The sequence below is a fragment of the Pseudomonas sp. P4_C4 genome (assembly GCF_056402055.1).
Genome location: NZ_JBFUID010000032.1, coordinates 1 through 11,396 on the forward strand (window position 1 = coordinate 1; position 11,396 = coordinate 11,396).

The following is an 11,396-nucleotide window of genomic DNA, read 5'->3' on the forward strand; positions in this document are numbered from 1 at the left end:
TGCGGTGTGTGAAGACGCAATGAACCGAAAGTTCGACGCTCACAAAACACCGAAAGCTATCACCTACCCAATTTGCTGAAGCGCGGCCAGCTGGCCACGACTCGGTACCCGAATTTCTTGACGACCATAGAGCATTGGAACCACCTGATCCCATCCCGAACTCAGCAGTGAAACGATGCATCGCCGATGGTAGTGTGGGGTTTCCCCATGTGAGAGTAGGTCATCGTCAAGATTAAATTCCGAAACCCCAATTGCGAAAGCAGTTGGGGTTTTGTTTGTGCGCTCGAAAAGCAGGGCGAGCTTTTTAAAAAAAATCACACAAACCTGACTCCACGGTTTTGCTATGGTGCAGCTCATTTTTAATGGACTGAGTTTGCGCCCACGGATCGGCATTCCTTTCAATGAGTTGCTGCACAAGTGCCTGAACCGATACCGATCAAGGACCACGAAAAAGAGACACGCCTGGTCAACAAGAGACTCATGGCCTGCGCCTTGTTCGTTGCCGCTGTCACCTGTGCGCTGGTAGTACGCCTGTACGTCCTGCAAGTCGTCGAATTCGACTATCACTCGACCATCTCCGAAAACAATCGCGTTCATGTCCTGCCGATTACGCCTACCCGCGGATTGATCTATGACCGCAACGGTGTACTCCTCGCTGACAACCGTCCCAGCTTCAACCTGACCATCACCCGCGAACGTGCTTCCAATGTCAGCGAAGAGCTGGACGAAGTCGTAAATCTCCTGCACCTGCCCGCTGAAGACCGCTCGCAGTTCGACAAGGTGATGAAGCAGGCTCGTCACCCCTTCGTACCCGTGACGCTGTTCTATGAACTGACCGAAGAGCAGATTGCCATTCTCGCCGTCAACGAGTTCCGCCTGCCGGGCCTTGATGTAGAGCCGCAGTTCGTTCGGCACTATCCATTGGGCGAGCACTTCGCTCATTCGGTCGGCTACGTCGGACGTATCAACGAGAAAGAGTCAAAGGCTCTGGATACGGTCGAGTACCGAGGCACCCAATCCATCGGCAAGACCGGAATCGAAAAATTCTACGAGGCGCAACTGCACGGCCATGTCGGCTATGAGGAAGTCGAAACCAATGCCCAGGGCCGCGTGCTGCGAGTGCTCAAGCACACTGACCCGGTGCCAGGCGAAAACATTGTCCTGAGCCTCGACGTCAAGCTGCAGGAAGCCGCCGAGCAAGCCCTGGGCGATCGCCGTGGCTCGGTGGTCGCGCTGGATCCGTCGACCGGCGAAGTATTGGCCATGGTCAGCAACCCGAGTTTCGATCCGAATCTGTTCGTCACCGGTATCAGTTCCAAGGAATACTCTTCGCTACGGGATTCCATTGATCGGCCGCTGTTCAATCGTGTCCTGCGTGGTCTCTATGCCCCGGGTTCGACCATCAAGCCGGAAGTGGCAATCGCTGGCCTCGATGCAGGTGTCGTCACGCCACAGACCCGTGTGTTCGACCCCGGTTATTACCAGCTACCGGATTTCGATCACAAGTACCGCAACTGGAACCACAGCGGCGATGGTTGGGTGGATATGGATGCGGCGATCATGCGTTCCAACGACACCTATTTCTATGACCTCGCACACAAGCTCGGTATCGATCGCCTGCACGACTACATGGCCATGTTCGGGCTGGGGGAGAAAGTCTCCCTGGACATGAATGAAGAAGCCCCTGGGCTGATGCCATCCCAAGCCTGGAAACGCGCCACCCGCCGTCAGGCCTGGTTTCCGGGCGAGACGGTGATTCTCGGCATCGGCCAGGGCTACATGCAGGTCACGCCGCTGCAGTTGGCTCAGGCGACGGCGCTGATTGCCAACAAAGGCGTGTGGAATCGCCCGCACCTGGCCAAAACCGTGGACGGCGTCGCGCCGTTGGATGAACATCCGATGCCGAATATTCTGCTCAAGGATCCGCGCGACTGGGAGCAGGTCAACCATGGTATGCAGATGGTGATGCACGATGCCCGCGGGATTGCCCGGGCCGCAGCGGCAGGGGCGCAGTATCGTATCGCCGGCAAGAGTGGTACCGCGCAGGTGGTGGCGATCAAGCAGGGCGAACGTTACAACCGGGAGAAAACCCGCGAGCGTAACCGCGACAATGCCTTGTTCGTCGGTTTCGCCCCGGCCGAGCACCCGAAGATCGTGATTTCGGTGATGATCGAAAACGGCGAGGCGGGTGGCCGCGTCGCCGGACCGGTCGTCCGGGAGATCATGGACGCCTGGCTACTCGATCAGGACGGGCACCTGAAGCCACAGTACGCCGCGCCGAGCAAGGTGCCGGGCGATCCTCACGTCTGAGCCCACATGGCTTCATAGCACAGGCATCACGGATGCTCATGCGTAGGCGAGGGCTTTTTCTTCCAGCAGTTCCTCATACAAGGCCGCCCATTTGCGACCCATTTCGTCCGCGGTAAACAGATTTTGATAGCGGGCCTGCGCCTTCTCGCCCATTTGCGCCGCCAGCAGCGGGTTTTCCCAAAGCGTGCGCATCGCCTCACGAAACGCCAATGGATTGCTCGGCGGCACCACCAGCCCGGTCTCGTTATGGATGTTGATGTAACTGGTGCCAGTGCCAATCTCACTGGAGATCATCGGTTTGCCATACATCGCGCCTTCAAGCAGCGAAATGCCGAAGGCTTCGGAGCGCAGGTGTGACGGGAACACGATGGCGTAGCTCAGTTGCAGCAGCGCTACTTTGTCCTCGTCCCCCAGACGCCCGAGGAAGTGGACATTGCGTAAACCCAAGGCGGTCGCCTGGGCATGCAGCTCTGCTTCCAGTGGGCCGGCACCGACAATCACTGTCGGGTAATCCAGGTCCTTCAGGGCGTCGAGCAGAATGTGCAAACCTTTGTAGTAGCGCATCACACCGACAAACAGAAAGAACTTGTCGCCGAGCTTTTGCCGCCAGTGGGCCACTCGATCACTGTCAGGCTGTGGGTAACCTGCTTTGTTCAGTCCATAGGGAATCACTCGGGTCTTGTGCTGAAACTGTTGCAGCACATCACTGGTGTGCAGGTAATTGGGCGATGCAGCGACGATCCGGTCGGCGCTGTGCAGAAAGCGATTCATCAGCGGCCGGTAAAGTTTGAGCAGGTGTTTCTGGCGGATGATGTCCGAGTGGTACGTCACCACGCTGGGTTTGTTCAGGCCGCTGGCGAAATGCACCAGGTCCATGAACGGCCAGGGAAAGTGGTAATTGACCACGTCGGCCTCGGCTGCCAGCTCGCGAAACTGTTTGAAGACGCTCCAGGAAAACCCTGTGGAGGCGAACTGAATGTCGAGTCTGGCTCGATGGACTTCATGTTGAGCGATCTGCATCACCGGCGGTGTCGGATCGGCACTGAGGGTCAGCACCTTGCCTTCAACGCCGTGCAGGGCACCGCTTTCGCACAACTGGAAAATCACTTGTTCGATCCCGCCGACCGAGTCAGGCAGGTACGTCTTGAAAAAATGAAGAACTCGCATTCAACCTCCCATTGCCTGGCGGTAAGCGCTGGCCGTGACTTGCGCGCAGCCTTCCCAGGTAAAAAGCCTTGCCTGTAGCAATCCGGCTTCTCGGCATGCCTGCCAATGCGCTAGATCCTCGATCAGACGACTCATTGCATCGCGCAAGCCGTCGGTTTCATCCGGTTCAACATAGTTACCCGCAGAGCCTGCGACTTCGGGCATGGCCGAACGGCTGGTCAGAATGACCGGTGTGCCGCAGGCCATGGCCTCCAGCACCGGCAGGCCAAAACCTTCGTAAAGCGACGGAAAAATCAATGCCCGGGCGCCGGCCAGTAGCTGTGCAACGTGCTCGTCAGGCAAATAGCCGAGCAAGCAGACATGACCGCTGGCCAGGGCCTGGTGCAATTCTTCGCTGAACTGCTCGCGCTGCCAGCCGGCCATGCCGACGATCAGCAATGGAAGACGCTGACGGACTGATTCCGTCAGTCGGGCGTGGGCGCGCAGGGCGAGGGACAGATTCTTGCGCGGTTCCAGGGTACCGACACAGAGGAAGTATTCCCGCGCTTCGACGCCATGGGTCTTGAGTACGGCGTCGATAGCCTCGGGGGACCGCGGGTGAAAACGCGCGGCTACACCGAGTGGGGCGACGACAAATCGCTCGGTCGGTAACCCGAAATGTGCCTGGGCTTCGTCAGCAATGAACTGCGAGTCGGTCAGAATCAGGCTTGCCTGTCGCACGCCGTCGGCCACGCGCCGTTCGATTTCTCGCAAGCGCGCCGGTGGCTGCGTTTCGGGATAGTGCAGGTGAGTCAGGTCATGCAGGGTGATGACGGTCGGACCGTCGAACGACAGCGGCCACAAACTCGGTTCGTGGTAGAGGTCGATGGCTTGCGCGCGGCCCTGATCGAAGCGTTTCTGCTCTAGCCACCGTCGGGCCTGATAAGCCCCCGGAATCTGCCGCAGCAATGGCGTCAGTCGGGAATAACCGGGCATGGCCGCTTCCGGCAGCACATCACTCCAGCCCCAGCCATGAAACAGCGCCAATTCAATATCCGGTTCACCCGCCAGGGCGTTCGCCAGTTCGGCGACGTAGTGGCCGATGCCGGTGCGCGGCGCCTGGAGAATCCGCGCGTTAAGGGCAATGCGCATGTTGCCTCTCTTGTATGAGCGGCACGTCCGGGAGATTGCGCAGGGTGCGTGAAGCCAGTTGCGCACTGGCTTCACGCCAGCCGATCCAGCGCCAGTCCGCGACGTCGCGAGTGGCCGGGAATTGACCGCTGCCCTCGAAACCAATGACCAGATCAGCCAAGCTTTGTGGCTTGGCCAGATCGAAGTACGCCATGAACTCGCCGCCGATTTCGCGAAAGACCGCAATGTCGCTGCCCATGGCCGGCAGTCCACGCTGCATGGCTTCTACCAGCGGCAGGCCAAAGCCTTCCACAAAAGACGGAAACACCAGTGAGCTGGCGTGGGTGTAGGCATGCTCGAGGCTGGTGTCGCTCAGATCATTGAACATGAACAGTCGTTGGTTCAGCTGCGGGTGATTACGGACCCGGGCCAGCAGTGCATCGCATTTCCAGCCGACTCGCCCGGCAATGCACAGCCGGGCAGTGGAGCCTGCCGCCCAGGCCCGTTCGAAGGCGTCCAGCAGGTAGGCGTGGTTCTTGCGCGGCTCGATGGTACTGACCATCAGAAACACCGGTTCCGATGTCGCGAACAGCCGGGCAAGACGCGGTTCCACGGTGGCGTTGACTTCCCTCAGATCGAGTTCGGAGCCCAGGTGGAAATAATCGAACCACAACTCGGCGGCCTTGGCGGAGCCCAGACGGCGCTGAACTTCCTCACGCACCTGGTCACGCACCGTGGCGGAAATGGCCACGTAGCCATCGGCGGTTTTGGTGATCCAGTCAAACCACTCGTTGAAAACCTGCACCAGCCGCGTGTCGTAAAACTGCGGATGCGTCACGGGAATCAGGTCGTAAATCACCGAAACGATACCCACGCCTTCACGTTTGAGCTGTTCGGCAAACGGGAAAAAGTCGGTGTGCCAGGACGAGTCCAGCAACACCAGTTGGTCCCCCGGTTGATGCTGCAACGGTGCGCAACGTTTGGGCAGTTGATACTGATCGAGCTGGTCGATCAGGCGCAGCGGCACGCTGAAGCAGGTCAGCGCTGTCAGTCGATAAGCCACGTACACTACGCGTCGGGCGAACCGCGATGGCAAACGTTTATCGAGCCGCTGGTGCCATTGCCAGAAACGATGTGCCAGCCGGCCAAGTCGCCCGCCGAACATCATCAACTGATCGAAAAACGGAATGTTCAGCGCACCGAGTTTCAGTACCCGATAGAGTTTGCCCTTGAGCATCACAACCGGGATGCATTCAACACCGTCGACCGATTCCGGTAGCTGGTTGACGACGTTGCGCACCACCCGCTGAATGCCCGAATTGACCTTGGGGTGCTGGAATACGTGCGTGCATTCCACCAAAAGACGCGTCATGGCGTGCTCTCCGAGGTGACCGGCGCGCTCGAGCGCGTGACGGTGGTCTTCGCGGCCAGCCACGAGCAACCGACAAAATCTTCCTGGCGGTTGTTGATCACATGGAACACCAACCCGTAATCGCGCCACTCGAAGTTGCGGTCCAGATGCGAATCCAGGCGTGACAGGCTCAACGCCACGGAATAGTTACCCTTGCCCAGCCCCATGACGAAAGCAAAGCGATAGGTCACGCGCTCGCCAGCCTGCAGATCGGTCAATGCCTGATCCTGGCGATGGGTGTTGATGCCGTACATGGCCTGGCCCAGGCGATCCTTGATCATGAAGCCCAGTACCAGCCGTTCGATGTCCTGGCGAACCTCGACATTGACCTCCAGCACGACCGGCTGGCCGACTTCGGCGGCGTCGATGGAGCGTTCATGTTGGTCGAGCAAGCGCACGCTCAGAATCCTGGCTTCACCCGTTCCCGAAATGGTACTGACCTGGCCGCCAGCGAGGGCTTCCTGGCGCACGGTCTGTCCTTCACGCTTGGCGAGCAGGGCGTTGTAGTAATCCATGACGGTTTCGGGTGTGTCGTGCATGGCCATGTGGCCGTTTTCCAGGAGGATCGCCGAGTCGCAGATCGACTGAATCGCCGAGCGGTCATGGGAGACGATCAACAGCGTGGTACCGGCTTTGCGAAAGCTGCGGATGCGGTCGAAACTTTTGTGCTGAAAATAGGCGTCGCCCACCGACAGCGCTTCGTCGACGATCAAAATGTCCGGGCGCCGTGCGGTGGCCACGCTGAACGCCAGGCGCATTTGCATACCGCTGGAATAGGTGCGCACCGGGTGGTCGATGGCGTCGCCTATTTCCGTGAAACGTTCGATGTCCGGCATCAACGCTTCTATTTCTTCGACTTGCATGCCCAGCAGCTGCCCGGCCATGACCGCATTCTGCCGGCCGGTAAAGTCCGCATGAAAACCCATGCCCAATTCCAGCAGGGCGGCGACGCGGCCTTCTAGCTCAATCGTGCCGCAGGTGGGTTGGGTGGTGCCGGTGATCATCTTCAACAAAGTGCTTTTGCCGGCGCCGTTGACCCCGACGATGCCCACCGACTCTCCGGGGGCAATCTGAAAGGTCACGTCCTGTAGCACCCAGTGTTGCCGATGGCGGATCGGCGAAAACGGGATCAGCCACTCGGCCAGTCGACTCCAGCGGGTAGGGTATTGTTTATAGGCCTTGCCCAGGCCGGTGACGCGTATGTGCCCCATCAGAGTTCATCCACCATTTCACCGACCCTCTGCCGAAACAGCCGCAACCCGATGGCGAAGAGCAATACGCTGGCGACCATGATCGGCAGCAGCGAACTCCAGACGGGCCATTGGCCGTACAGGAAGATGTTCTGGTAGCTGGTGATCAGGTTGGTCAGGGGGTTGAGTTGCAGCAAGCGCTGCACCCAATCGGGCAGGATGCTCATTGGGTAAACGATTGGCGTCAGCCAGAACCAGAATTGCAGACAGATGGCGAAAAATTGCCCGACATCGCGAAAAAACACATTCAGTACGCCAAGAATGATCCCCAAGCCGGCACAGAACATCACCTGTAACGCCAGCAGAGGAATGAGCGCCAACAGCGCCAGGCCCGGTAGTCGACCGGTGATCAACAGAAAGCCGAGGAACAAGCCGATGATGATTGCGAAGTTGATACCGGCATTCAACAGCACGATCACCGGCAGGCAGATCCGTGGAAAGCTGATTTTTTTCAGAAGGTTGGCGTTATCCAGAAACATGTTCTGGCTGCGCACCGTGATCTCTGCGAACAAGCCCCAGGTCAGCAACCCGGCGCAGAGGTAGATGCTGTAGGCCATGCCGTCATCTACCCCAGGCAGACGCGCGCGCATGATGTGGGAAAAAATCACGGTGTAGACAATGATCATCGACAGCGGATTGAGCACGGTCCACAGGGCACCGAACAACGAATTGCGATAACGCGCCTGAAACTCTCGCTGGACGCTACCGAGAATGAACCCTCGATAGCTGCTCAGCGTGCGGTAAAGGGAAAGCAGCATTCAAACCGTCCTGCCGTATTGATCTTCGAAGCGGACGATGTCGTCCTCTCCCAGGTATTCGCCGCTTTGCACTTCGATGATCACCAGGTCAATCACGCCGGGATTCTCCAGGCGATGCTTGTGCCCGGCTGCAATGAAGGTCGATTCGTTCTTGGCCACCAGGTGCGTGCCGGTGCCGTTGTTGGTGACCTTGGCCATGCCTTCGACCACCACCCAGTGTTCATTGCGATGGTGGTGCATCTGCAACGACAATTTGGCGCCGGGCTTGACCACGATGCGTTTGATCTTGAAGCGCGGGCCTTCCTCGAGCACGGTGTAGGTGCCCCATGGCCGGCTGACCGTACGGTGCAGGCGATAGGCTTCGTGCTCTTTATCCTTGAGCTGCCTGGCCACCCGGCGCACATCCTGGGCGCGGTCGGCGTGGGCCACCAACACCGCGTCGGCGGTGTCGACGATGATCAGGTTATCCACGCCCACGGTCGCGACCAGACGGTTATCGCTCTGGACAAAATTGTTGTGGCTGTCGATGAAGATCGACTCGCCGACGGTGCGATTGTTTTGTGCATCCGCCGGTACCAGCGCGGCCACCGCACCCCAGGAGCCAATGTCGCTCCAGTCGAAACGGGCCGGCACGACGACCACCTTGTCGGAGCGTTCCATCAACGCGTAGTCGATGGAAATATCCATGATTTCGCCAAACAGGGCCGGCGACAGTTCCTGTTGCACGCTCCCGGCGTTTTCCACCGCGGCGCTGGCGGCCATGCAGGTTTGCGTCTGCTCCAGCAACGTGGGCGCATGGATTTGCAGTTCGGCCAGCAGGGTGGCGACCGAGAAGCAGAACATCCCGGAGTTCCACAGGAAGTTGCCACTTTCCAGGTAATGCGTCGCGGTTTGCAGGTCGGGCTTTTCGACGAAGCGCCGCACGCTGGCAGCGCCTTTGTCGTCCAGCGATGTGCCGGCTTCAATGTAGCCAAAACCGGTTTCCGGAGCGGTCGGCACGACACCGAAGGTCACCAGGTGACCGCGCCTGGCCAATGTCACGGCATGCTCGACCGCGTCCTTCAGCGCGTCGACATTGACGATCAGATGGTCGGCGGGCATCACCAGCATGATCGCGTCGTCGCCATGCAGGGCCTGCAGGGAGAGGGCGGCGGCGGCAATGGCCGGCGCCGTATTGCGACCCGTCGGCTCCAGCAGGAAGTGCCCGCGATGACGGCCCAGGTGCGCGTCCCGAAAGTGATCCTTGCTCTGGAAGTAGTACTCGCGGTTGGTCACCGTGACGATATCGCCCCAGCCGTCGAGCAGGTCCGCGGCACGCCGGTAGGTCTTGCCCAGCAGCGACTGGCCGTCAGGCAAGGCCATGAACGGTTTGGGATGGCCTTCACGCGACACCGGCCACAACCTGGTCCCGGCACCGCCGGAGAGAATCACGGGAATCAGCATGGCCTACTCCTTGGCGACGCGTTTCATGTCCGCATCCATCATCATGCGGATCAAGGTATCCAGATCGGTTTTTGGTTTCCAGCCCAGCACACGCTGGGCCTTGGCCGGGTTGCCGAGCAGCACTTCGACTTCGGCCGGGCGGAAGAACGCCGGGTCGATCTTCACGTAATCGCGGTAGTTCAGGCCCACGTGATCGAAGGCGATCCGGCACATCTCGCGCACGGTGGTGGTCACGCCGGTGGCCACCACGAAGTCGTCGGGTTTGTCCTGTTGCAGCATCAGCCACATGGCTTCGACGTAGTCCCCGGCAAAGCCCCAGTCGCGCTTGGCGTCGATGTTGCCCAGGCGCAGTTCATGCTGCTTGCCCTGCTTGATCCGGGCGGCGGCGTCGGTGACTTTGCGTGTGACGAACTCGATGCCGCGCAGCGGTGATTCATGGTTGAACAGGATGCCGCTACTGGCGTGCAGGTTGAAGCTCTCGCGGTAGTTCACGGTGATCCAGTGGCCGTACAACTTGGCTACGCCATAAGGGCTGCGCGGATAGAACGGTGTGTTCTCGTCCTGCTGTTCGGCCTGGATCAGGCCGAACATTTCGCTGGTGGACGCCTGGTAGAAACGCGTGTGCGCACTGAACTGACGGATCGCTTCGAGCAGGTGGGTAACACCCAGACCGTCGACGATGCCGGTGGTCACCGGTTGATCCCAGGAGGCCGCGACAAAGCTTTGCGCGGCGAGGTTGTAGACCTCGTCCGGCGCCGACTTGATCACCGCGCGCTGCACTGAACAGGCATCGGCCATGTCGCCGTCCAGGTAGACGATGTCCGCTTCGACTCCCATCTCGCGCAGGCGCCAGCGCGAGTCGCTGCTGCGACGCGCCACCAGGCCGTGGACTTTGTAGCCCTTGTCGAGCAGCAGTTTGGCCAGATACGCGCCATCCTGGCCGGTGATACCTGTGATCAATGCACTTTTAGTCATTCTTGTCGTACTCGCTTCTCCCAGTCGGACAGGATCGCCCGCAGGGATTGTTGTGTTGTGATTTCAGACTTCCATCCGGTGGTCTGGACCAGCCTGGCAGGGCTGCCACACACCCGACGCTGATCCGCGCGGCGAAGTCGCGCAGGGTCCTGGACCAATTGCAGGTCGACCTGGGCAAGATCTGCCAGCTGCTCGATCAAACTGCGAATGCTCCGCTCGTGCCCCGAGCAAATGTTGTACACCTGCCCCGGTGTGCCTTTCTCCAGCAAAGCCAGATAGGCCGAGACCACGTCCGCGACATCAAGGAAATCGCGCGTGACATCGATGTCCCCGACCTCCAGCTCTGGCCCTTGCAGGCCTTGCTTGATCCGGCAGATCTGACGGGCGGCGCTGGCGATGACGAAGCTGTCTTTCTGCCCTGTGCCGATGTGGTTGAACGGGCGGGCGACCAGTACCGGCCAGCCTTCGCTCAGGCCCCATTGCAAACTCAGGAATTCTGCCGACAGTTTGCTCACGGCATATGGATTGCGCGGGCAGGGTGGCTGCAATTCAGTGATGGGCAGATGATCTTCGGTGACCTGGCCATAGACATCACCGGAGCTGACGTACAGAAATGTGCCGGTGAAGCCGCGCGCCTTGAGGGCTTGCAGCAGGTTCAGGGTGCCCAGCAGGTTGATTTTCAGGGTGCGCGCCGGATCACGAAAGGCGTCCGGGACGAAAGTCTGGCCGGCCAGGTGAATCACCGCATCGGGCATTTCCGGCCACAGGCCTTCGAGGCTGTCCGGCTCGCAGAGATCGTAGCGACAAGGAGCAGGTAGAAGCTCCCATTCCGAGGCATCAGCCTGCAAACGCGACTGGATGTGTTGTCCGACGAATCCGGTCAGACCCGTGACAAACAGACGTTTTTTCAAACAGCGACCCCTTGGTCATGCATTTCATCCAGTTTCCACAGTCTTCATGGAAAGGTTTACG

General features: G+C 59.6%; 9 protein-coding genes and 1 rRNA gene. 2 read left to right on the plus strand and 8 right to left on the minus strand.

Annotated elements, in window-relative coordinates; translation table 11 throughout:
- The first annotated feature begins 116 nt into the window (after positions 1-116).
- Together rrf and mrdA are read left to right on the plus strand one after the other, a co-directional pair.
- Positions 117-232 (plus strand): 5S ribosomal RNA (rrf, locus tag AC1DXW_RS17310).
- A 185-nt stretch (positions 233-417) separates the two neighbouring features.
- On the plus strand, positions 418-2,310 hold the full coding sequence (gene mrdA, locus AC1DXW_RS17315; RefSeq protein ID WP_477760251.1) for a penicillin-binding protein 2: 1,893 nt from the start codon (positions 418-420) through the stop codon (positions 2,308-2,310).
- Positions 2,311-2,346: 36 nt separating this feature from the next.
- Here mrdA and AC1DXW_RS17320 read toward each other — a convergent pair whose 3' ends face one another.
- Genes AC1DXW_RS17320 through AC1DXW_RS17355 form a run of 8 tightly spaced genes read right to left on the minus strand, consistent with a single transcriptional unit; the run spans position 2,347 to position 11,335 of the window.
- Entirely contained in the window at positions 2,347-3,477 is a 1,131-nt protein-coding gene (locus AC1DXW_RS17320; protein ID WP_477760252.1) for a glycosyltransferase family 4 protein, read from the minus strand.
- On the minus strand, positions 3,478-4,608 hold the full coding sequence (locus AC1DXW_RS17325) for a glycosyltransferase family 4 protein (RefSeq protein WP_477760253.1): 1,131 nt from the start codon (positions 4,606-4,608) through the stop codon (positions 3,478-3,480).
- Entirely contained in the window at positions 4,592-5,959 is a 1,368-nt protein-coding gene (locus AC1DXW_RS17330) for a glycosyltransferase family 4 protein (protein ID WP_477760254.1), read from the minus strand. Before AC1DXW_RS17330 ends, AC1DXW_RS17325 begins: the two co-directional genes overlap by 17 nt.
- Positions 5,956-7,209 (minus strand): ABC transporter ATP-binding protein, encoded by a 1,254-nt coding sequence (locus AC1DXW_RS17335; protein ID WP_477760255.1) that lies wholly within the window; start codon positions 7,207-7,209, stop codon positions 5,956-5,958. Before AC1DXW_RS17335 ends, AC1DXW_RS17330 begins: the two co-directional genes overlap by 4 nt.
- Positions 7,209-8,006: an ABC transporter permease gene (locus AC1DXW_RS17340; protein ID WP_477756599.1), complete on the minus strand. Its 798-nt coding sequence runs from the start codon at positions 8,004-8,006 to the stop codon at positions 7,209-7,211. The genes AC1DXW_RS17335 and AC1DXW_RS17340 overlap by 1 nt, the downstream gene beginning before the upstream one ends.
- The gene (locus AC1DXW_RS17345) at positions 8,007-9,449 is read right to left on the minus strand and encodes a mannose-1-phosphate guanylyltransferase/mannose-6-phosphate isomerase (protein ID WP_477760256.1); all 1,443 of its coding nucleotides are present in this window, start codon (positions 9,447-9,449) and stop codon (positions 8,007-8,009) included. It abuts the gene before it with no gap.
- A 3-nt stretch (positions 9,450-9,452) separates the two neighbouring features.
- On the minus strand, positions 9,453-10,424 hold the full coding sequence (gene gmd / locus AC1DXW_RS17350) for a GDP-mannose 4,6-dehydratase (protein ID WP_477760257.1): 972 nt from the start codon (positions 10,422-10,424) through the stop codon (positions 9,453-9,455).
- Positions 10,421-11,335 carry a GDP-mannose 4,6-dehydratase gene (locus AC1DXW_RS17355; protein ID WP_477756215.1) on the minus strand — a complete coding sequence of 305 codons (915 nt, stop codon included), beginning with the start codon at positions 11,333-11,335 and terminating at the stop codon, positions 10,421-10,423. Before AC1DXW_RS17355 ends, gmd begins: the two co-directional genes overlap by 4 nt.
- Positions 11,336-11,396: the final 61 nt, after the last annotated feature.

What these genes read in the sequence shown, in the direction of transcription:
- AC1DXW_RS17325 (WP_477760253.1), bottom strand. Translation starts at nt 4,608, where the DNA reads ATGCGCATTGCCCTTAACGCGCGGATTCTCCAGGCGCCGCGCACCGGC.
- AC1DXW_RS17345 (WP_477760256.1), bottom strand. Translation starts at nt 9,449, where the DNA reads ATGCTGATTCCCGTGATTCTCTCCGGCGGTGCCGGGACCAGGTTGTGG.
- AC1DXW_RS17340 (WP_477756599.1), bottom strand. Translation starts at nt 8,006, where the DNA reads ATGCTGCTTTCCCTTTACCGCACGCTGAGCAGCTATCGAGGGTTCATT.
- AC1DXW_RS17320 (WP_477760252.1), bottom strand. Translation starts at nt 3,477, where the DNA reads ATGCGAGTTCTTCATTTTTTCAAGACGTACCTGCCTGACTCGGTCGGC.
- gmd (WP_477760257.1), bottom strand. Translation starts at nt 10,424, where the DNA reads ATGACTAAAAGTGCATTGATCACAGGTATCACCGGCCAGGATGGCGCG.
- AC1DXW_RS17330 (WP_477760254.1), bottom strand. Translation starts at nt 5,959, where the DNA reads ATGACGCGTCTTTTGGTGGAATGCACGCACGTATTCCAGCACCCCAAG.
- AC1DXW_RS17335 (WP_477760255.1), bottom strand. Translation starts at nt 7,209, where the DNA reads ATGGGGCACATACGCGTCACCGGCCTGGGCAAGGCCTATAAACAATAC.